The organism is Microbispora amethystogenes (assembly GCF_016863015.1).
Lineage (GTDB): Bacteria > Actinomycetota > Actinomycetes > Streptosporangiales > Streptosporangiaceae > Microbispora > Microbispora amethystogenes.
The window spans coordinates 20,220-41,397 of record NZ_BOOB01000047.1 but is presented as its reverse complement, the minus strand read 5'-3'; the positions used below and the strand labels follow the sequence as shown (position 1 = coordinate 41,397).

The following is a 21,178-nucleotide window of genomic DNA, read 5'->3' as shown; positions in this document are numbered from 1 at the left end:
ACGGGAGGGTCAGCCGGTGCCGGCGGGATGCAGGACGACCTTGGTCCAGCCGGGATCCCTCCGGTCGAAGTGCTCGTAGCCGCCGGGCGCGTCGTCCAGATCCAGCTCGTGTGAGACGACCCACGACGGCCGGGCCTTCCCCTCGTGGATGAGGGTGCAGAGCTGCCGGTTGTAGTTCTTGACGTTGCACTGGCCGTTGCCCATGGTCTGGCCCTTGAACCAGAACATCCCGTAGTCGAAGGCGATCTCGCCCTGCTTGTAGAGGTCGTCGGGGCTGCCGGGATCCGTGGGGATGAACACGCCCACGACCCCGATCGTCCCGGCGAACCTCACCGACTTGACGAGGTTGTTCAGCGTCATGTTGGGATGCTCATGCCCCTGCGGGTCGTGTGCCTGGTAGCCCACGCACTCGCAGCCCCGGTCGGCGCCCCTGCCGTGCGTGAGCTCCATGATCCGGTCGACCGGCGACGTCTTGGAGTCGTCGATCGGGATCGCCCCGATCTCCTCGGCCTTGGCCAGCCGGTCCGGGTGGCGGTCCACGGCCATCACCATGCCCGCGCTCTTGAACGTCGCGGAGTAGGCGGCCATCAGGCCGACCGGCCCCGCCCCGTAGATCACGACCGAGTCGCCGGCCTGCACACAGGCGAGCTGGGTCGCATGCCAGCCGGTGGGCCAGATGTCGGCCAGCATGACGTAGTCGCTCTGCCTCTCCCGCGCGTCGTCCGGCAGGACCAGGCAGTTGAAGTCACCGAACGGCACGCGCAGCAGCTCGGCCTGGCCGCCGTTGTACGGGCCCATGTCCGCGAAGCCGTAAGCGGCCCCGTCCACCCCGGGCTCCGGGTTGGTGGTGAGGCAGAAGGCGGTCAGGCCTCTCTCGCAGTTGGCGCAGAAGCCGCACGCGACGTTGAACGGCACGCAGACCATGTCGCCGACGCGGACGCGTACCACTCCCGGCCCCACCTCGACCACCTCGCCGAGGTTCTCGTGGCCGAGGACACGGCCCGGCTCCAGGTCGGTCCGGCCTTCGTACATGTGCAGGTCCGACCCGCAGATGTTGGTCGTGGTGACACGGACCAGGACATCGGTGGGCATCTCTGTCCGCGCGTCCGGCACGTTCCTGACGCCGACCTGCCGGGGTCCCTCGTATACGACTGCCTTCATGATGTCCTCGCTTCTGGAAGAACTCGCGCCGCCTCGACTCCACGACCTTCGGCGGCATCGGTCAGCCCTCCGGGTTCTCGTACGTGACCACGATCTCGCCGCCGGACAGTTCCACCCGGATGGTCGCGCCGTCGCGGACGTCGCCGGCGATCAGAGCCCGCGCGACCCGGGTCTCCACCTCGCGGGCGATGTAACGCCGCAGCGGGCGGGCTCCGTAGATCGGGTCGAACCCGCGCTCGGCGATGTGGCGGACCGCCTCCGGGGTGATCTCGAGCGTCATCCTGCGCTCGGCGAGCCGCGCTCTGATGTCGTCGAACATCAGCGTGACGATCTGCTCGATCTCGGCCTCGGTGAGCGGCTTGAACAGCACGATGTCGTCGATGCGGTTGAGGAACTCGGGACGGAAGCGGGCGCGCAGCTCCGCCATGACCATCTCGCGCACCTCCGGGTCGATCTCGCCCGACGGCGCCGCCTTCTCGCTGAGGTAGTGCGAGCCGATGTTGGACGTCATGATGATCACGGTGTTGCGGAAGTCGACCGTGCGCCCCTGGGCGTCGGTGAGCCGCCCGTCGTCCAGCACCTGCAGCAGGGTGTTGAACACGTCCGTGTGCGCCTTCTCGATCTCGTCGAAGAGCACCACGGAGTAGGGCTTGCGCCGCACGGCCTCGGTGAGCTGGCCGCCCTCCTCGTAGCCGACGTACCCGGGCGGGGCGCCGACGAGGCGGCTGACGGTGTGGCGTTCCTGGTATTCGCTCATGTCGACGCGGACGATGTTCTCCTCGGTGTCGAACAACGCCTCGGCCAGCGTCTTGGCCAGCTCGGTCTTGCCGACTCCGGTCGGCCCGAGGAAGATGAACGACCCGATCGGGCGGCGGGGGTCCTTGATGCCCGAGCGCGCCCGGATGATGGCGTCGGCGACCGCCCGCACGGCCTCGTCCTGGCCGATCACCCGCTGCTGGAGGATCTCGTCGAGCCGTAGCAGCTTCTCCCGCTCGCCCTCCTGCAGTCGGCTGATCGGGATGCCGGTCCACCGCGACACGATGTCGGCGATCTCCTCCTCGGTCACCACCTGGCGCAGCAGCCGGTGCCCGCCCTGCTTGCTCTCCAGTTGTTCCTCCGCGGCACGCAGCCTGCGCTCCAGTTCGGGAAGCCTGCCGTGTCGCAGCTCGGCCGCGCGGTTCAGGTCGTACATGCGCTCGGCCTGCTCGGCCTCCCGGCGTACGCTCTCGATCTCCTCGCGCAGCTGCTGCACCTTGCGCAGGGCGTGCCGCTCGGCCTCCCACTGGGCCCGCATGGCGTCGGCCTCGGCCCGCAGGTCGGCCAGCTCCCTGCGCAGCGCCTCCAGGCGCTCCCGGCTCGCCGGGTCGTCCTCCTTGGCGAGTGCCGCCTCCTCGATCTCCAGCCGCGTCACCCGGCGGGTCAGCTCGTCCAGCTCGGAGGGCATCGAGTCGATCTCCGTACGGAGCATGGCGCACGCCTCGTCGACGAGGTCGATCGCCTTGTCGGGGAGGAAGCGATCGGAGATGTAGCGGTGGCTCAGCACGACCGCGGCGACGATCGCGCCGTCCTGGATCTTCACGCCGTGGAAGACCTCGAGCCGCTCGCGCAGCCCGCGCAGAATGGAGATGGAGTCCTCGACCGACGGCTCGTCGACGAAGACGGGCTGGAAGCGGCGCTCCAGCGCGGCGTCCTTCTCGATGTGCTTGCGATACTCCGCCACGGTCGTCGCGCCGATCATGTGCAGCTCGCCGCGGGCCAGCATCGGCTTGAGCATGTTGCCGGCGTCCATCGCCCCCTCGGCGGCGCCCGCGCCGACCACCGTGTGCACCTCGTCGACGAACAGCAGGATGCGCCCCTCGGACGCCGTCACCTCCGTGAGCACGGCCTTCAGGCGCTCCTCGAACTCGCCGCGGTACTTCGCCCCGGCGACCAGCGCGCCCATGTCCAGGCTGAAGATCGTCTTGTCCTTCAGGCCCTCCGGCACGTCGCCGCGCGCGATGCGCTGCGCGAGGCCCTCCACGATCGCCGTCTTGCCCACGCCCGGGTCGCCGATCAGGACCGGGTTGTTCTTGCTCTTGCGGGACAGGATCTGGACGACCCGGCGGATCTCGCCGTCCCGCCCGATGACCGGGTCGAGCTTGTCCGCGCGCGCCGCGGTGACGAGGTCGCGCCCGTACTTCTCCAGCGCCTCGTACGCGACCTCCGGATTGGCGGAGGTCACCCGCTGGTTCCCGCGTGTCTGCGTCAGGACCTGCAGGAAGCGCTCACGGGTCAGCCCGTGTCCCTTGAGCAGCCGGCCCGCCGCGCTGTCGACGCCCTCGTCCAGCAGCGCCATCAGCAGGTGCTCGACCGACACGTACTCGTCCTTCAGCCGGCCGGCCTCCCGCTCGGCGGCGTCGAGCAGCCGCGACAGGCGTTGGGTGACGTAGACCTGGCCGGGGGCGGCGCCGGGACCGGTGGTGCGGGGCCGCCGCTCCAGCTCGTGCTCCAGTTCGAGCCGGAGCTTGTCCGGGTCGGCGCCGGCGGTGGACAGCAGGCGCGGGATAAGCCCGTCGGGCTGCCGGACCAGCGCCAGCAGCAGGTGCTCCCCGTCGACCTCGGTGTGTCCGAAGCGGATCGCCGCGGTCTGGGCGTCGTGCAGGGCCTCCTGCGACTTCTGCGTCAGGCGGTTCAGGTCCACGATCTGTCTCCGGTCCTTCTCGTACGGGTACGCAGAGCCGCTTCCAGCTCCGCGATGCGGTCCAGGAGGTCCGTCACGAGGCCGAGGGAGGCGTAGTTGACGGCGAGCCCCGCGTGCAGGCGCTGAAGGCGGCCCGCGGCGACAACCTGGGCGGGCGGGAAGCACAGGCCGCCCGAGGAGTCCCTCCAGGCGTCGATCAGCCCCAGCGCCACCAGGCGGCGCACCAGTTCGGGGTGCAGTCCCGTAGCCCGGGAGAAGGACTCCAGGTCCAGGTGGGCGAGCCGGATGAGCGGATACGTCATGACGGGCTCCTCGGGTTGAACGCCGAGATCCTGGCCAGTTGCTCGTACAGACGGCGCTCCTCGTCGCCGAGCGTGGGCGGCACCATGATCTGGACCTCGGCCAGCAGGTCTCCGGGCCGGCCGCGCGGGTTCGGCATGCCCTGTCCGCGCAGACGCAGGCGGCGCCCGGACGACGTGCCCGGCGGCACCTTGACCTTCGCCTCCCCGCCGGGCGTGTCGACCGCGACGGTCGCCCCCAGCGCGGCCTCCGACGGCGTCAGCGGGAGGCGGACGTGGATGTCGCGCCCCTCCAGGCGGTAGCGGGGGTGGTCGGCGATCCGCGCGATCAGGTAGAGGTCGCCCGCCCTGGCGCCGTCGCCGCCCGCGCCGCCCTGGCCCGCGAGCCGGATCCGCCGGCCGTCGGTCACGCCGGGGGGAATGTTCACCTGGAGGGTCCGCCCGCCGTCCGGGCCGGGGATCGTGATGGTCCGCCGGCCGCCGCGGTAGGCCTCCTCGACCGTGAGCGGCAGCTCGGCCTCCTGGTCGGCGCCGGGCACCGGGCCCCAGCCGCGGCCGGTCGCGCCGCGCCTGCGCCTGCCGAAGACGCCGCCGAGCAGATCTTCGAGGTCGACGCCCTCGAAGCCCTCGCCGGTGGTGAAGTGGATCTCCTCCCCGCCCGGTCCGCGCGCCCAGCCGGGCCCCGGCCCCGCCCAGCCCGGCCCCGCGCCGGCTCCCGCTCCGGCGCGGGCGCGGGCGTACGTCGCCGGGTCGACGCCTTCGGGTACGCGGCGGAAGTCCGGCCCGAACGCGTCGTACCGCCGCCGCGTCCCGGGGTCCGACAGCACCTCGTACGCCTCTGAGACCTCTTTGAAGCGGTCCTCGGCGTCGGGGGACTTGTTGACGTCGGGATGGTAGGTGCGGGCCAGCTTCCGGTAGGCCCGCTGGATGTCGTCCTGGTCCGCCGTTCTCGGCACGCCCAGGATCTCGTAGAAGTCGCGATCCGCCATCACTCGTCGGCTTTCGTGGAGACGACGACGGAGGCCGGGCGTAGTTGCAGCGCGCCGTCGCCGTAGCCGGGCCGTACGACCTCGACGACGGTGCCGGGGTCGGCGTCCGGGACGGCGACCGTGCTGACCGCCTCGTGCCTGGCGGGGTCGAACCGCGTACCCACGTCGTCCCTGCGCGGGAAGCCGAGGCGTGCGAGCACGCCGACCGCTTGGTCGCGGACGGCCCGGACCCCCTCGATCACCGCGTCGGCGTCGGCGTCCGCGTGCTTGAGCGCGAGTTCGAGGTTGTCGATCACCGGCAGCCACTCCGCCGCGACGCGCGTGCGCTCGTCGATCCGCTGCCGGGCCAAGTCGCGCGCGGCACGCTTGCGGAGGTTGTCGACCTCGGCGACGGCCCGCAGCCACCGGTCCTCCAGCTCGGCGAGCTTCTCCGCAACGGATTCCTCGACGGCCTGCCGGGGCTCCGGAGGTGGTGTCTCATTCCGCTCGGTCATGTCACGGGCTATTCGGAGCTGGTGAACTCGGCGTCGATGACGTCCTCGTCCGAGGGGCCGGCGGCGGCCTGGCCGGGCCCGGTCTGAGCCGGCCCCTGGGTCTGGGCCTGGGCGGCGGACGCCGCCACGCCGAGGCCGTGGTAGACCTGCTGCAGCTCCGCGGTCAGGCCGCGCAGCCGGTCGACGGGCACCTCCTCCTTGATCGCCTGACGCGCTTCCATGATCAGCTGCTCGGCCCGCGCCTTCTCGTGCACCGGGACGGCCTCGCCCAGCTCCGACAGCCGGCGTTCCACCTGGTGGGCGACCGAGTCCAGCTCGTTGCGCGCGTCGATCGTGGCGCGAAGCCGCGCGTCCTCGGTGCGGTGCCGCTCCGCGTCGGCGACCATCCGGTCGATCTCGCTCTTGTCCAGGTTGGAGCTCTCGCTGATCGTGATCCGCTGCTCGGCACCGGTGTCCTTGTCCTTGGCGGAGACGTTCAGGATGCCGTTGGCGTCGATGTCGGTGGTGACCTCGATCTGCGGCACCCCGCGCGGCGCGGGCCGGATGTTCTCCAGCCGGAACCGGCCGAGCACCCGGTTGTCGGCGGCCCGCTCGCGCTCGCCCTGCAGGATGACCACGTCCACGGCCGACTGGTTGTCGTCCGCCGTGCTGAACGTCTCCGTGCGACGGGCCGGGATCGTGGTGTTCCTGTCAATGACCTTCGTCATCACGCCGCCGAGCGTCTCGACGCCGAGCGACAGGGGAGTGACGTCGAGCAGCACGACGTCCTTCAGCTCGCCCTTGATGATGGCGGCCTGGACGGCCGCGCCGACGGACACGACCTCGTCCGGGTTGACCGTCATGTTCGGTTCCTTGCCCGTCAGCCGCCGCACGAGTTGCTGCACGGCCGGCGTGCGGGTGGAGCCGCCGACGAGGATCACCTCGTCGAGGTCGTTCGTCGTGAGTTTCGCGTCGGCCATGGCCTGCTCCACCGGGCCACGGCAGCGTTCGAGCAGGTCGTGGGTGATCTGCTCGAAGGTCGAGCGCATGAGTGTCGTGTTCAGGTGCTTGGGGCCGGTCGCGTCGGCCGTGATGAACGGCAGGCTGACCTGTGTCTGGGTGACCGCCGACAGCTCCACCTTGGCCTTCTCCGCGGCCTCGAACAGCCGCTGGAGGGCCTGCGGATCGCGCCGCAGGTCGATGCCCTGCTGCTGGTGGAACTCGTCGGCCAGGTGGTCGACGATGCGCCGGTCGAAGTCGTCGCCGCCCAGGTGAGTGTCGCCCGAGGTGGCGCGGACCTCGATGACGCCCTCGCCGATGTCGAGGACGCTGACGTCGAACGTGCCCCCGCCCAGGTCGAACACGAGAACGGTCTCGTTGCCCTTCTTGTCCAGTCCGTACGCCAGGGCCGCCGCCGTCGGCTCGTTGATGATCCGCAGGACCTCCAGGCCGGCGATCTTGCCGGCGTCCTTGGTGGCCTGCCGCTGCGCGTCGTTGAAGTAGGCGGGCACCGTGATGACGGCCTCGTTGACCTTCTCCCCCAGGAACTTCCCGGCGTCCGAGGTCAGTTTGCGCAGCACGAAGGCGGAGATCTCCTCCGGCGCGTACAGCTTGTCGCGCACCTTGAACCGCACGGCGCCGTCCGGGCCCGGCACGACGTCGAACGAGACCGCCTTGATCTCGCTCTGCACCTCGTCGAACTTGCGCCCGATGAAGCGCTTGGCCGAATAGATCGTGCCCTTCGGGTTGAGGATCGCCTGGCGTCTGGCCATCTGGCCCACCAGCACCTCGCCCTGATCCGTGAAGGCCACCACCGAGGGAGTCGTGCGCGACCCCTCGGCGTTCGGGACGACCGTCGGATGCGCGTCCTCGGTGGTCGCGATGACCGAGTTCGTCGTGCCGAGGTCGATGCCCACCGCCTTGGCCATGTCCTCATCCCCTTCCTGGCGCTCACCTGAGCGCAGCGGCCTCACGAGCGTCGGTGAGCACTCGCCGGGCCTCGTCGGCGAATCCGGGGTCCACGAGGATGTCGTAGTGGTCGGCGACGACCGCGGGCATCGAGGCGAACGCCCGGTGCTGCACCACGTGACTGATCGCACCCCAGACGAGGCCGAAGATCAGCCCGAGTACGATCGAGGAGCTGATGGCCCATCCGGCCCACGGGCTGAAGATCGCGAATATCAGGCCGATGAGAAGACCGATCCAGCCGCCGGTACCCGCGCCGGTGACGAGCGCCCTGCCGAGGCCCCATCGCCCGAGCACTTTCTCCTCCCACCGCAGATCGCAGCCCACGATGGTGACGTGCGCGATCGGGAAGTCGTGGCGGGCCAGGACGTCCACCGCGTGCTGGGCCGCGTCGTAGCTGTCGTAGGTGGCCAGCACCACCTTGTTGGACCCTGCTGTTCTCGGAACGCTCACGGGACAACCCCCTCGGCTGTTCCAGCTTTTGAAGACAACTCGCTCCGCCCCCGATGCGCATCGGCCGAAGCGGGAGAACCGGAATCCACGCCACCTTCGACACTGGTGGTGTCGGGTTCTACCAGCGAGAACAATTCCTGTGACGCGAGTCCCTCGTCGGCTTGTGGAACACCCGACGGGACTTCGTCGCCCATGCCAGGATCCCGCCTGCCGTTCCCTCGCACCACCCTTCCTGCCCCTCAACTGCCTCGCATGAGCAGTGGCAGGTTCCCCAGCGGAGCGCCAGGTGCGAAGCAACTCCGTGCCCGGCGACCACAGTCGCAGGGGAACCGGCCGGGTTGTGGCCGCGGATATTCCCAAACCTGATGAGCCACTGTTTTCTCTGGTCAGAAGGCTGTTTGGTTGTGGGAAGGGCAGTGCGGCGTGATCGTCGTCTGCCGGCTGCTGCGTCGGGTCGGCGGGATCTCGGACGACCTCGCCGGATCAACATCAAGGACGAGTACGACCAGAGCCTAGCGCCACGCCAGGAACAGCGTGCGGGTCGACGGTCAAGACCCACAACGGATCCGTGTGGGTCGAACCCTCTCCCAGTGGCGGGGCACGCTTCGTCGTTCAGCTCCCCCTCGCCCCCTCCCCGGTGTCGACGGCCTGACTGGATGACCTCGACAAGAACCCATGGGACACGGAAACCCTGGTCGCTTCGGCACCTGCTGAGTGCTGACGAGGACGAGGTCGTTATCGAGGTCGTGCGCGGCTTTCATCGGTCGACTGACAAAGTTTACTCATGTTAGCGCTATCTTTCGCTGGGGCTGGAGGTTAGTGTCTGCATTCAAGACCCGGACACCCGTGACATATAGCCCCCTTCCCCCCAGCTCACCCCACCCCCCGCATCTCACAGCGAGGTGAACCTTTGTCTGTGCTGCCCCCGTCTCGTCGGAACGCTCAACGAGGCCTGACCACGCCGGGCCTCGCCGGCACGCTGACCACCCTTTCCGGCTTCGCCTCTTCCGCGGATGCGGTCGGCCCCGCCACGAACGGGGCCGTGCCCCACGGGTTCACGGCGACCGGATCAAGGAGGAACAATTGAGATCGCGACAGCAAAGGCCACGCCACAGGCTGAGTAGCAAGGGCAGGGGTGTCGCGGGCCTGGCCCTGGGTGCGCTTCTCTCGGTCTCGTTCGCAGCGACGCCCTCGCAGGCTGCCGAGGAGCAGCTCAACGAGGGCCTGGTGCACCACTTCGCCCTCGACGAGACCGGTGGGACGACGCTGGTCAACTCGGGTAGCGCGGGCTCGGCGGCGAACGCCACGCTCGTGAATCCGGGCAAGGCGACCTTGACCGGCGATGGAGTCAGGTTCAACCCCGACTCCTATGAGAACGCCCTCGACGGTGCGTACGTGAGGCTGCCGAGCAACATCACCGCCGGCATGTCGAACCTCACCGTCGACTATGACGTGTGGATCGACCCGGCGAACGTCGGCGAGCACCAGATGTGGGGCTTCGGCGCGAAGTCCGGCTCGTGCGACGCCGACACCGGCGCCCAGGGCTCCATCTTCGCGTCGAACACCCAGCGGTTCCGCGTCGCGGTGGGTTCGGCGAACCTCCAGCAGACCCGGGTCCGCATGCCCGAGGGAGCGTGGACGCACGTCACCTACACCCAGTCGCTGAACGCGAACGGCACGAGCTGGACCGGCACGCTCTACCTCGACGGCGTGCAGCACGCGACGTCGACGAACCTGACCACACCGCCGTCGGTGAACGCCGCGGGGACCAACTGCAACTTCCTCGCTCGCTCGCAGACGTCGGGGCACTACTCGTTCCGCGGAACGATCCGGGACTTCCGGGTCTACGACCGGGCCGTGAGTGTCGACGAGACACTCGCCCTGGCGAAAGAGACCGTCTCCACCGGCGTTCACGCCGATGCCGCCGCCATCGACCTCGGCCTGACCAGTGCGATCGTACGCGACATCGTTCTGCCCAAGGTGGGCTCCGTAGCGGGCTCGACCATCACGTGGACGAGTTCGGACCCGTCGGTCGTCGCGGTCTACACGCCGCCGGCCGTCCCCAGCGCACGCAAGGTCGCGGTGACCGGCAGGATCACCCGGCCCGCGAAGGGGCAGCCCGACGCGACGGCCACGCTCACGGCGACTGTCCGCAAGGGCGCCCAGGAGGTCACCACACGGGAGATCCCCGTTGTGGTGAAGGCCGAGTTCGACGACGCGCAGGCGGTCGACCGTGACACGTTCGACCTGACCCTGCACGCCACCGACGCCGTGCGCGGAAACATCGACCTCCCTGCCACCGGCGGGTTCGGATCCACGATCACCTGGAAATCGACCACCGACGCCGTCACCCCGACGGGTAAGGTGACCCGCCCGGCCTTCGGCCATGCGGATGTCGACGCCGTCCTGACGGCGACCATCACCAAGGGTTCGGCCTCGAAGACGAAGTCGTTCCCGGTGACCATCACCGCCAAGCCCCGTTCCGAGGAGTACGAGCGGTACTTCCTGGGATACTTCAAGGGCGAGAACCTCGCCGACGGCGAGCAGATCATGTTCGCGACGTCCAACGGGAACACCGCTCTGGACTGGACCGGTCTGACCGGAGGCCGGCCGTCGCTCATCTCCCAGCTGGGCGACCAGGGCCTTCGGGACCCGCACATCGTCCGCTCACCCGACGGCGACACGTTCTACATGATCGCCACCGACCTGAACTGGTACGACCAGGGCGGATACGCCATCAACGACACCCAGTACATCGAGGTGTTCGAGTCGCACGACCTGGTGAACTGGACTCCTCAGCGGCACGTGAAGGTCGCGCCCGACAACGCGGGCAACGCCTTCGCGCCCGAGTCGCTGTGGGTCGAGGAGATAGGCGCCTACGCCGTGTTCTGGGCGCAGTCGATGTGGAACGACCCCGTGAACCGCACCGGTCAGGGGAACGCGCAGATGTGGTACACCACGACGCGCGACTTCCAGACGTTCTCCGCTCCCAAGGTCTGGCAGAACCCGGCCCCGCTGTCGCGGATCGACACGACCGCGATCCGGGTCGGTGACCACTACTACCGCGTGACCAAGAACGAGGCCGGCAACCAGGGCTCGGACATCTTCTCGGAGAAGCACACCGACTTCCTGGACAGCAACATCAACAACTGGACGTTGCTGGCTCCGGCTCTGGGACGCACGACGTGGGTCGCCAACCAGGGGTACGAGGGGCCGATCATCTTCAAGGCCAACCCTGGTGACACCTCCTGCCCCGGCCAGTTCTACCTCTGGGGTGACCGGTACACGAACGGCGGTGGATACCAGGCCGCGTGCCACGAGAACATCGAGGCTCCGACCTGGAACGCCAAGGCGATCACGATGACCAACGCGGGCGTCGTCCGTCCACGTCACGGCACCGTGATCCCGCTCACCCTCCGCGAGTGGAACGACATCCGCAAGATCCCGAACAGCGACGTCGCGACCACCACCGAGGTGGCTGTCGAGCCGTACGCGAGCGGAGCCCAGACGACCACGGCCACCGCCACGGTCAAGGCGGCCGACGGGTTCGAGACCGGCGGTCAGGTGCGGTTCAGCGTCGGCTCGTGGTCGAAGCTCGCCCACCTGGAGGACGGCGCGGCCACGGTCACGCTGCCGGCGGGTCTGCCCGCGGGCACCCGGACGGTCAAGGCCGATTACCTCGGCTTCGACTACCTGAAGGCGTCGGAAGGCACGGCGTCGTTCACGGTGCCGGGCGCTCCGGAGCTCGCGCTGACCGTGACCGCCACCGCCCGCTGCGTGGGCACCACGGCGTACGTGGCCGTGACCGCGGTCAACGACGCCGCCGTGCCGGTGAACGTGACGCTGACCACCCCCTACGGTTCGAAGGCCGTGGCCGACGTTGCCCAAGGCAAGCAGGCCTACCAGTCCTTCAACACCAGGGCCGGCCAGATCGCCACGGGCACGGCGACCGTGACGGCGACCGCGACGATCGATGGCCGGCAGGTCACCTCGACCTACAACCCCTCCTACACCGCCATCAAGTGCGCCTGACCCGACCGGCCACGGCGCATTCCGGCTACTGAACCGGGGCCGGCGAGATCAACCTCGCCGGCCCGCCACGAGCGGCCGGGCGGGCCGGCGAGAGCATCCTCGTCGGCCCGCCCAGTCGCCGCCGGGTTCCCCGGGACGTCACGGTGCAGAACCGTCCTGTCGGACGTGCGGGGTCCGTCAGCTGTGTGACATATCCCTCTCCCGTCGTCGTGGCGCCGGCGGTCTGGGGAGATGACCATGTAGTGATGACTTCCTCGCCCCGCCCGCCGCACATCGGTGACCCCCCGGATCCGACCGGCGGGACTCCCGCGCTCGGCGGAGAGCCCGCCCGCGGGTACCTGCTGGACAACGCGCGCACCGAGGCGGGCGAGCGATTCGTCTGGCTGGCCGAGCTGTTCGACGGTGTGACGCGGGGGCACTTCGATCGGCTGGGGGTCGGGGCCGGCTCGCGCTGCTGGGAGGTAGGGGCCGGCGGCCGCAGTGTCCCGGAGGCGCTCGCGGCGGCCGTCGGTCCGACCGGATACGTGCTGGCCACGGACATCGACCCGTCGTGGCTGGAGGCAGGCGGCGGGTACGAGGTGCGTCGGCACGACGTCGCCGCTGATCCGCCCCCGGAGCCGGGGACGTTCGATCTGGTGCACGCCCGGCTCGTGCTGGTCCATGTGCCCGACCGGGCTCGGGCGCTGGCCACGATGGCGGCGGCGCTGCGGCCCGGCGGCTGGCTGCTGGTCGAGGACGCCGACACCGCTCTGCAGCCACTGGCATGCCTGGACGACAGCGGCCCGGCGCAGCGGCGGGCCAACCGGCTGCGCGACGCGGTCCGGGAGCTGCTGGCGCGTCGCGGCGCGGACCTGCGCTACGGACGGACGCTGCCGCGGGCACTGCGCGAAGCCGGCCTGGTCGATGTCGCCGCGTCGGGCTCCTTCCCGGTCGGCGGGCCGGCCTGTGACCGGCTGGAGGCGGCGACCATCCGGCACGTGCGCGGCGAGCTGCTCGCGGCCGGTCTGGCCGACGACGCCGAGATCGACGCGCACCTGGCCGCCATCCAGGCGGGCGAACTCGACCTGACACTCGCGCCGCTGATCTCGGCCTGGGGACGCCGTCCGGCCGAGTACCCGCCGGCCCTCGGTTAGGCGCTGGTCCAGGGTTGTCCGACCTGGATACCCGCCGTTGTGATCCGGATGGACCGGAGGCTGAGATGAATGACCTGGCCGGAGCCCGCCATGCGGATGCGCCCGTCGGTCTCCGCCCTGTGGGACCTTTCCGGCCCGTCCAGGCCGGTCCGGCTGGCCGCATTGAAGGGATACACGCGGGAGATCGCCTCTGTGGCTCTCGGCGCCGATTGACGCGTCGCCCTGATGCCCGCCGAAGCCGAGGCGGCTCAGGGCGAGGTGCCCCTATCGGCGGGTTTCCTCCTCCGCCACATCAGTAGTGCCCCGGTTCCGACGAGTACCGGTCCTGCCAGAGCTGCCCAGGTCCAGCCGGGGAGGCCGCCCTGCTCGTCCGTCCCGCCGGTCGCGCTCACGGGCGTACGCGACGGCGCCGGGCTGGACACGGGGATGCTGGACACGGGGATGCTGGACGCTGGGATGCTGGACGCTGGGATGCTGGATGCCGAGGCGCTCGGCAGCGGAGCCGTCGACGACCGCACGGTGAACGGGATCTCTCCTTCGATGGGGCTGCCATCGGCGGCGACGACGCGCCAGGCGACGGTGTAGCTCCCGGAGGGAAGCGGCTCGGCGACGTCCACGGTCACCTTGGACCCGCGGGTCCGAGGGGTGCCGGACGGAAGGCGCTGCCCGGCCGCGTCGTGCAGGAGCACCACGGGATAACGCACGTTGCTGTTGAACTCCAACTCGACGAGGTCGAGGCTGGAGACCACGGCGTTGCTGACGGGTGTGCTCGATCGCAGGGTGTCGTGTGCCAGCGCCGGTGCGGCGATCACTCCCAGGACGGCGCACAGAACGCCGAGGAGCAGAAACGCTCTGGCCGTTTTCCCTGTCACTCGCCCTCACCGTTCTCGTGACCCGATGGGCGGTCCTCCGAGTTACCTGTGGCCGTCGATGGTCTTCTGCCCCGCGCCACCAGGACGGCGGCCGCTCCGAGAACCGCGACCGTGACCACGGCCGCCCAGATCCAGCCCGGTGTGCCGGTCGCCTGATCCGGGCGGTCCGCTCCGGCCGCCGGGGTGGCGGCCGGCGCCGTACCTCCGGCCGACGCCACCGAAGACGACCGGACGACGAACGGTATCTCCCCTTGGATGGGGTGGCCGTCGGAGGAGACGACCCGCCAGGCGATGGTGTAGCCGCCCGGGGGAAGCGGACCTGCGACCGCTTCCGTCACCGTGGAGTCGGTGACGCGTGGAGTTCCCGACTCGAAGCGGCGTCCGGTCGCGTCGTGCAGGACGACCACGGGAAAGCTGACATGCGCGCTGAACTCCAGCTCGATCTCGTCGAGCCCGGAGACGACGGCGTTCGCGGCGGGTGTGCTCTTCTTCAGGCTGTCGTGCGCGGACGCGGGTGTGGCGAGAACCACCGCGAAGAGGCACGAGACGCCGAACAGGAAGACCGCTCTGAGCGAGGGACGCTTCACGACAGGCTCCAGGCGTACGGGGAGGCCGTGGCCCGGCGTGTGACGGCGGACAGCGGTGTCACAGGAGATCTCCAGTCATCGTGTGTGAATACCTGCGGGCGCGCGGGCCGTACGGGACCGGCATGAGCGGTCCGCGGGACGCCGGGGCGAGCCGCTTCCGCGGGCAGGCGTGACGTCCGAGCGGGCAGGCCGCGCGAGGGAACCCCTCAGAAGGGCTCGGAGAGAATCACAGGAACACGAGAACCGGCGGTCCGCGCCGGATGACGGCGTGCCGCAGGACAGCCCCGCGCCGGGGCTCGCGGTCGAGGTCGTACGACGCGAACCGGGGGCGTGGGCGTAGGCGGGCGAAGAGGTGGAACACCGCGAGCACGGTCCGGAGCCAGCGGATCGCTCCGGTGCCGATCCTGCGCAGGATCGACCACAGCGCCGCCTCGCCCCGAGACAGCCACCACCCCGTGACCACCGCCGCGGTGACATGCGCGGTGAGCATCCCGGCGCCCACCCCCAGCCGGTGCGCGTGCGCCACGGCCGCTGTCTCCACCGACGGCGAGAGGGACGCGAGGAGTTCGTGCAGGAAGGCCTGGGCCGACAGGAGCAGGCCGATGACGACCCCTGGCGACCGCTCCCGGCCCGCCATCGCCGTGGCGGTGGTCATGACGACCGCTCCGCCCACGAGAAGGGCGGAAAGAGTCGGGGCGGCCCCGCCGGCGAACCCGTGCGCGCCTACGGCGAGGAGCACGCAGACGACCGTGAAGGCGGCCGACCGCGCGAGTCGCAGGGGCAGTGCGGCGCGCATGATGAAAACGACTATCGCACAAAGGCTGGTCAGCCCCAATACCACGCCGTCCGCTCGTTCGAGACGGGCTCGGGCCGGTGCGCGAGGGGGAACACCGGTGCCGGACGAGAGGGCGGGCGCCGTGGTTCTCCGTTCTCGCCGTGGTTCTCCGTTCTCATGGACCGCTCGCGCTCTTCCGAGATATTCGACCTAATTATTACGATTTGCGCCGCGTGGTCTGGGGGGCGGAGAGGCGGTGTGCGATGATTGCGGCGCCATGAGAGCCACCCTGCCCTTCCGTGCCGTACGGGCCGCCGCGTTCGCCGCGGTCTCGGTGGCGCTCGGGGTCGGGGCGCATGCTGTCGGCGGCGGGTCGGTCTCCGCGCCCGCCGTTCTCGTGGCTCTGCTCATCGCCTTCCTGCCCGCGCACGCCCTCGCCCGGCGTGAGCGGTCGCTGGCCGTGATCCTGCCGGCCCTGGCGGCCTCGCAGGCGGCGCTCCACCTGCTGTTCTCGTTCGCGCACACCCTGGAGCCGGTCGCCGCCGGCTCCGCGATGAGCGGGGGGCATGTCCACTCCGGGCTGGTGCCCGGCCTGGGCATGCTGATCATGCACGGCTGGGCGGTCGCGCTGACGGCGGCGTGGCTGGCGCGTGGCGAGGCCCTGCTCTGGGCGCTGCTGCGCCGGCTGGCCGTCCGGCTGCGCATCGTGCTCGCCGTCTCCCCGGACCCGGCGTACGGCGCGGTCGTCGTCCCGGTGATCGAGCGCCGGGTGGTCGCGCGGTCGGTCGTGCTCGCCCATTCGGTGGGCCGGCGCGGCCCTCCTGGCACCGTTCGCACTGTTCCCGCCTGACCGTCACCTGGTCGGCGGGCTCTCTCTGATGTGACCGGCACCCCCGTAGTGGCGGGGTGCGTCCGGCGTGCGCTCGCGTACGCCGAAATCGTTCAGTGCAGCGGTACCAGTACCGGCTCAGCCGGGGTGAAGGGATCTTCATGTTCTCCCGTGTCATGCTCGTCGTTCTCAGCCTGGGCGCAGTGACGGCCACGGCGGCCTGCGGCTCCGAGGAGCCGTCCACCTCCGCGGTGGCGGCCTCGTCGTCGGCGGTGGCGGTGGCGGCCTCTCCGTCGTCCGCCCCAGCCGCGCTCAGCATCACCGACCCGTGGGTCAAGACCGCCAAGAAGGGGATGACCGCCGCCTTCGGCACGCTGGTCAACAACTCCGATACGGACGTCACCGTCATCGCCGGCAGCACTCCCGTGGCACCCATGGTGGAGTTGCACGAGGTCGTGGAGTCCAAGGGGAAGATGGTGATGCGGCCGAAGAAGGGTGGTTTCGTGGTCCCCGCCCACGGCACCCACGTCCTGCAGCCCGGCGGCGACCACATCATGGTCATGGACGTGCCCGCGGAGATCAAGCCAGGGTCCGAAGTGCCGTTCACGCTGGAGCTGCAGGGGGGCGGCACCTACACGTTCACGGCTCTGGGCAAGGACTTCGCCGGCGCCAAGGAGAACTACCAGCCGGGCGCCGACATGGGCGGCATGGGATGAGTGAGCGGCATGACGAGGCGGAGCGTCTCCGCCGCCCGCGGCTGAGCCGCAGGGCGCTGCTGTCGGGCGGCGCCGTGGTGGCCGCCGCCGCGACGAGCGGGGCCGTCGTGGCGCGGGCGGGCGCCGACGACACGCGTACGGCGGACAGCACCGCCGGCCCGGACGCGAACTCGCCCCGGGCGACGGCGGTGGAGCCGTTCTACGGAGCCCACCAGGCCGGTGTCGCGACGACTCCGCAGGCGCACGCCGCGTTCGTGGCGTTCGACCTGCGGGCGGGCTCGGACCGGGAGAGCGTGGCGCGGCTGATGCGCGTGCTCACCGACGACGCCCGGCGCCTCACCCAGGGGCAGCCCGCTCTCGCCGACACCGAGCCCCATCTGGCCGTGCTGCCCGCCCGGCTGACCGTCACCTTCGGCTTCGGACCGGGTCTGTTCGCGGCCACCAGGACGTCCGACCGGCGGCCGGAGTCCGTCGCTCCCCTTCCCGCGTTCGGCATCGACCGGCTGAAGGAGCGGTGGACGGGCGGCGACCTGCTCGTCCAGATCTGCGCGGACGACCCGCTCACCGTCACCCACGCGGTGCGGGTGATCGTCAAGGACGCCCGGTCGTTCGCGAAGGTCCGCTGGACCCAGCGCGGCTTCCGGCGGGCCGCGCACTCCCAGCAGCCCCACACCACCCAGCGCAACGTGATGGGACAGCTCGACGGGACCGTCAACCCCGTCGCCGGCACACCCGACTTCGATCGGGCGGTCTGGTTCGCCGGGGAGCAGGAGTGGCTGCGCGGCGGGACCACCCTGGTCCTGCGGCGTATCCGCGCGGAGATGGAGACCTGGGACGCCGCCGACACCGTCGCCAAGGAGTTCACGATCGGCCGGCGCCTGACCGACGGCGCCCCGCTCACCGGCACGCGCGAGCACGACGAACCGGACCTCGCGCGCCTCACCCCCGCCGGACTGCCGGTCATCTCCGAGTACGCCCACATCCGCCGGGCGCACGTGGCCGACCCGGGCGCGCGCATCCTCCGTCGTGTCTACAACTACGACGAGGGCGTCTCCTCCGACGGCACCGCCGACACCGGGCTGTTGTTCGCCTCCTACCAGGCCGACATCGCCCGGCAGTTCATCCCGATTCAGCAGCGGCTGGCCGAGGCGGACCTGCTGAACGAGTGGACGACGCCGATCGGCTCCGCCGTCTTCGCCGTCCCTCCCGGCTGCGACCCCAAGGGGTGGATCGGAGAAACCCTGTTGTCCTGACACAGGTTGTCCTGACACAGGGCCGAGCCGAGGCTCGGCCCTGTGGTGAGCAGGCGCGGCCGATGAGCCGTCCGGCCGTGCCTGCTCACCATGCCGGGGAGGAGGCGAACTCGCGGTAGCGGCCGGAGTGGAAGAGCAGCGGCTCACCTCCCGACCGCTGGTGGTGCTCCACCTCACCGACGAAGATGTGGTGGTCGCCGCCGGCGTGAACGGTCACCGTACGGCAGGAGAAGGTGGCCAGGGTCCCGGCGAGCATGGGCAGCCCGGTGGGGGTGGCCTGCACGTCCACGCCGGCGAACTTGTCCGGCGCCGGCGTCGAGAACCGCCGCGAGAGCTCGTCCTGACCGGCGGCCAGGATGTTGACCGCGAAACGCCCCGCGCGCAGGAAGACGGGCGCGCTGGGAGCGCGGTCCGACAGGCACCACAGCACCAGCGGCGGATCGAGCGAGACCGAGCTGAAGGAGTTCACCGTCACCCCTGCCCGCTCCCCGCCCGCGGTCGCGGTGGTGACCACCGCGACCCCCGTGGCGAACTGCCCCAGCGCCTCGCGTAGCGATCTCATGACGCGACCCGGTCGAGGTAGGCCTGCGCCTTGTCGGCGTCCATGAACCACTCGGCGTAGTCGGCGGGGTCGTCGAAGCCGTTGACGAAGCGGGAGGCGATCTCCGGCACCTGGCCGGCGGCGCCCAGGATCGCCAGGTGGTGCGGTTCGGCCGGGGCCAGCAGCGCGTTGGTCCAGCGGGTGACGTGCTGGGCCTGCGCCCAGAAGCGGTCGAAGGTCTCCCGCATCCAGACCGCGTCGAAGGGCTGCTCGCCGCGCTCCAGGATGGCCTGGAGGTAGGTGGCGGCACACTTGGCGGCGTTGTTGCTGCCCTGCCCGGTGATCGGGTCGTTGAGCACCACCACGTCGGCGACCCCGAGCACCGGTGCGCCTGACGGCAGGACGGCGACCGGGTGGCGCACGGTGGGGGCGAAGCGCCCGGTCAGCGTCCCGTTGGCGTCGGTGAGCTCGATCTCGGAGCAGCGTTCCGCCTCCCAGGGGAAGAAGCTCTCCAGGATCCGGCGGCTGCGCGCCAGGTGCTCGGCGGGGCCGCGTACGTCGCCCCAGCAGTCCATCGGCCCGCCCGGGACGCCCTCGAACACCATGATGTCGCACGGGCCGCTGTGCGTCAGAGCGGGGAAGACGAAGTACTCGCCGACGCCGGGCAGCAGGTTGAAGCAGACCGCGGAGTGCTCGGGCCGGGGGGCGAGACCGTGGACGTAGGTGACCGCCAGCGCCCGCTGCGGGGTGCTGTACGTCGAGCGGGCCGCGTCCCGCTCGAACAGCGAGGCGATCTCCCCCTTCCCCGCGGCGACCAGGATCAGGTCGTACTGGGCCGCGTAGGTCTCCAGATCCTCCGGAGTGGCGTCGTGGATGACGAACTTGCCGCCGAGCCGTTCGACCTCGTCCAGCCAGGCCGGCATCTTCACCCGCTGGTCGACCGAGAGGGCGGGGGTCCTCAGCCGGGCCGACCAGCCGAGGGCCTTGCCACCCGCGGGGCTCGGGACGGATAACTCGATGCCCTCGATGGGCGGGCAGACGTCCGCCCACCAGTCCAGGCCGAGCGCGCGCTCATGTGCCCGGGCGGTGCCGAACATGCACTGGCCCGACATCACCCGGCCGTCGCGGATCGACTCCGGGGTGCGGTTGGAGATCACGGTGACGTCGTAGCCGTTCCGCAGCAGGCCGATGGCCAGGTGCAGACCCGCCTGACCGGCACCGACGACGAGGATTCTGCGCATGAGGGTGTTTCCTTTCGCTGAAAGTTGCGGTTTCAGCGAAATTACGGCCGAAGCGGCCCGGTGATCCATCCGCTCAGCGCGGGTTCCGTCCATCTGGCGCGGGATCCGCCTCAGCCGCGTCTCAGGGTCTCCGACGGGTGCCGGCCGTACCTCTGGCGATAGAGCGCGGCGAACCGGCCCTGGTGGAGGAAGCCCCAGCGGGCGGCGACGCTCGTGACGGTGTGACGGGCCGGATCCCCGGCGCTTAGCTCCTCGTGCACCTTGGTCAGCCGTACCTCCCTGAGCTGCGCCATCGGCGTGCGGCCCAGGTGGACGCGGAAGCCCTCCTGGAGAGAGCGGCCGCTGACCGCCACGGCCCGCGCGACGTCCTCGGTGGTGATCGGAAGGTGGGCGTGCTGCTCGATGAACTCCAGCGCCCGGCGCACCACCTTGGGAAGCACGGGCGGCCGGGGCGCCGTCAGCCGTTCCCGGTAGTTGGAGGGCTGCATGGTGAGCAGGGAGGTGAGCAGCGCGTTCTCCAGGTGGGCGGCGGCCAGCGGTTGCGCGGTCAGCCCGTCGTCGTGCTCGGCCTCACGGACGATCAGGTCGGCCATCGCCCGCCAGGCGCGCGCCCATCCGGCGGTCAGGTCCACGCCCAGGTCGAAGACGACCGGCCGGTCGAGCGGCTCGCCGAGCATCTGCTCAAGCGAACGCTCGACCGCCGTCCGCTCGAACTTGACGATCAGCGTGGGGGTGCCGGCCGCCCACCGCATGTCGAGATGCTGCGTCGGCGAGGGGAGGGTGGCCGTCGTCGGGGTCGAGACGATCTCCTGGCTCCCGCTGCGGATCAGGCTGCGCCCGGTCAGCGGGATCAGCACCAGGAAGAAGGTGCCGAGATCGCCGGGTTCGATGTGGACGTCGGCCCCGTAGTCGAGGTAACTGATCCGGACCGAGCCGAGCTGGGCGGAGTTGAACCGGGCCGACAGCAGGGAGGCCGCGCCGGCCAGGTCCAGCCGATGAGGGCAGAAGATCCTCGCCACCTCGTCACGGATCTCGTCGAGGTCGGTGCTGGCGAAGACCGGTCTGTTGCCGAGCAGCACTTCCATCGATCTCCCCCACTCCGATGATCTGTCACTCGGATAATCGCGGGAAGCTTCCCGGCGTTCCATGGGAAGGGACGCGTTCCTGGCGTTGCCGTCA

Annotated in this window: 19 protein-coding genes; 6 read left to right on the top strand and 13 right to left on the bottom strand. The window is 70.4% G+C overall.

Translation table 11 applies throughout. The annotated features are described in order from the left end of the window. Positions 1 to 9: 9 nt before the first annotated feature. From Mam01_RS28695 to Mam01_RS28665, 7 genes are all read right to left on the bottom strand, one after another. Entirely contained in the window at positions 10 to 1,161 is a 1,152-nt protein-coding gene (locus tag Mam01_RS28695) for a glutathione-independent formaldehyde dehydrogenase (protein WP_204288333.1), read from the bottom strand. A gap of 61 nt (positions 1,162 to 1,222) precedes the next feature. Next, positions 1,223 to 3,841: an ATP-dependent chaperone ClpB gene (gene clpB / locus Mam01_RS28690; protein ID WP_204288332.1), complete on the bottom strand. Its 2,619-nt coding sequence runs from the start codon at positions 3,839 to 3,841 to the stop codon at positions 1,223 to 1,225. Further along, a complete protein-coding gene (locus tag Mam01_RS28685; protein ID WP_204288331.1) occupies positions 3,832 to 4,143 on the bottom strand; it encodes a chaperone modulator CbpM in 312 nt (103 codons plus the stop codon). The genes clpB and Mam01_RS28685 overlap by 10 nt, the downstream gene beginning before the upstream one ends. Further along, positions 4,140 to 5,129, bottom strand: coding sequence for a DnaJ C-terminal domain-containing protein (locus Mam01_RS28680; RefSeq protein WP_204288330.1), 990 nt, complete (start codon positions 5,127 to 5,129; stop codon positions 4,140 to 4,142). Before Mam01_RS28680 ends, Mam01_RS28685 begins: the two co-directional genes overlap by 4 nt. Then, complete coding sequence (locus tag Mam01_RS28675) at positions 5,129 to 5,623, bottom strand: nucleotide exchange factor GrpE (RefSeq protein WP_204288329.1); 495 nt, start codon at positions 5,621 to 5,623, stop codon at positions 5,129 to 5,131. The genes Mam01_RS28680 and Mam01_RS28675 overlap by 1 nt, the downstream gene beginning before the upstream one ends. A gap of 8 nt (positions 5,624 to 5,631) precedes the next feature. Continuing rightward, complete coding sequence (gene dnaK, locus Mam01_RS28670) at positions 5,632 to 7,530, bottom strand: molecular chaperone DnaK (protein ID WP_204288328.1); 1,899 nt, start codon at positions 7,528 to 7,530, stop codon at positions 5,632 to 5,634. 22 nt (positions 7,531 to 7,552) lie between these two features. Beyond that, a complete protein-coding gene (locus Mam01_RS28665) occupies positions 7,553 to 8,020 on the bottom strand; it encodes a general stress protein (RefSeq protein ID WP_204288324.1) in 468 nt (155 codons plus the stop codon). A 1,083-nt stretch (positions 8,021 to 9,103) separates the two neighbouring features. Here Mam01_RS28665 and Mam01_RS28660 point away from each other — a divergent pair. The 3 genes from Mam01_RS28660 (at position 9,104) to Mam01_RS28650 (ending at position 13,398) form a co-directional block, all read left to right on the top strand. Further along, positions 9,104 to 12,052, top strand: coding sequence for an immunoglobulin-like domain-containing protein (locus tag Mam01_RS28660; protein WP_204288322.1), 2,949 nt, complete (start codon positions 9,104 to 9,106; stop codon positions 12,050 to 12,052). Positions 12,053 to 12,297: 245 nt separating this feature from the next. Further along, positions 12,298 to 13,185: a methyltransferase domain-containing protein gene (locus Mam01_RS28655; RefSeq protein ID WP_204288320.1), complete on the top strand. Its 888-nt coding sequence runs from the start codon at positions 12,298 to 12,300 to the stop codon at positions 13,183 to 13,185. 69 nt (positions 13,186 to 13,254) lie between these two features. Then, complete coding sequence (locus tag Mam01_RS28650; protein ID WP_204288318.1) at positions 13,255 to 13,398, top strand: hypothetical protein; 144 nt, start codon at positions 13,255 to 13,257, stop codon at positions 13,396 to 13,398. A 35-nt stretch (positions 13,399 to 13,433) separates the two neighbouring features. Here the strand turns inward: Mam01_RS28650 and Mam01_RS28645 are convergent, their stop codons facing one another. From Mam01_RS28645 to Mam01_RS28635, 3 genes are all read right to left on the bottom strand, one after another. Beyond that, positions 13,434 to 14,057, bottom strand: coding sequence for a copper resistance CopC family protein (locus Mam01_RS28645; protein ID WP_204288316.1), 624 nt, complete (start codon positions 14,055 to 14,057; stop codon positions 13,434 to 13,436). Then, positions 14,054 to 14,644, bottom strand: coding sequence for a copper resistance CopC family protein (locus tag Mam01_RS28640; RefSeq protein WP_204288315.1), 591 nt, complete (start codon positions 14,642 to 14,644; stop codon positions 14,054 to 14,056). Before Mam01_RS28640 ends, Mam01_RS28645 begins: the two co-directional genes overlap by 4 nt. Before the next feature lie 226 nt (positions 14,645 to 14,870). Then, on the bottom strand, positions 14,871 to 15,440 hold the full coding sequence (locus tag Mam01_RS28635; RefSeq protein WP_204288313.1) for an MFS transporter: 570 nt from the start codon (positions 15,438 to 15,440) through the stop codon (positions 14,871 to 14,873). Positions 15,441 to 15,696: 256 nt separating this feature from the next. Between Mam01_RS28635 and Mam01_RS28630 the strand changes: the two genes are divergently transcribed. From Mam01_RS28630 to Mam01_RS28620, 3 genes are all read left to right on the top strand, one after another. Beyond that, entirely contained in the window at positions 15,697 to 16,269 is a 573-nt protein-coding gene (locus Mam01_RS28630) for an MFS transporter (RefSeq protein WP_204288311.1), read from the top strand. A 140-nt stretch (positions 16,270 to 16,409) separates the two neighbouring features. Then, positions 16,410 to 16,964: a copper chaperone PCu(A)C gene (locus tag Mam01_RS28625; RefSeq protein WP_204288309.1), complete on the top strand. Its 555-nt coding sequence runs from the start codon at positions 16,410 to 16,412 to the stop codon at positions 16,962 to 16,964. Beyond that, complete coding sequence (locus Mam01_RS28620) at positions 16,961 to 18,217, top strand: Dyp-type peroxidase (RefSeq protein ID WP_204288307.1); 1,257 nt, start codon at positions 16,961 to 16,963, stop codon at positions 18,215 to 18,217. The genes Mam01_RS28625 and Mam01_RS28620 overlap by 4 nt, the downstream gene beginning before the upstream one ends. Positions 18,218 to 18,302: 85 nt before the next feature. Here the strand turns inward: Mam01_RS28620 and Mam01_RS28615 are convergent, their stop codons facing one another. From Mam01_RS28615 to Mam01_RS28605, 3 genes are all read right to left on the bottom strand, one after another. Continuing rightward, a complete protein-coding gene (locus Mam01_RS28615; RefSeq protein ID WP_204288305.1) occupies positions 18,303 to 18,779 on the bottom strand; it encodes a flavin reductase family protein in 477 nt (158 codons plus the stop codon). Beyond that, the gene (locus Mam01_RS28610; protein WP_204288303.1) at positions 18,776 to 19,999 is read right to left on the bottom strand and encodes a styrene monooxygenase/indole monooxygenase family protein; all 1,224 of its coding nucleotides are present in this window, start codon (positions 19,997 to 19,999) and stop codon (positions 18,776 to 18,778) included. The genes Mam01_RS28615 and Mam01_RS28610 overlap by 4 nt, the downstream gene beginning before the upstream one ends. Positions 20,000 to 20,109: 110 nt before the next feature. Next, positions 20,110 to 21,084: an AraC family transcriptional regulator gene (locus tag Mam01_RS28605; RefSeq protein WP_204288301.1), complete on the bottom strand. Its 975-nt coding sequence runs from the start codon at positions 21,082 to 21,084 to the stop codon at positions 20,110 to 20,112. Between the last annotated feature and the right edge of the window lie 94 nt (positions 21,085 to 21,178).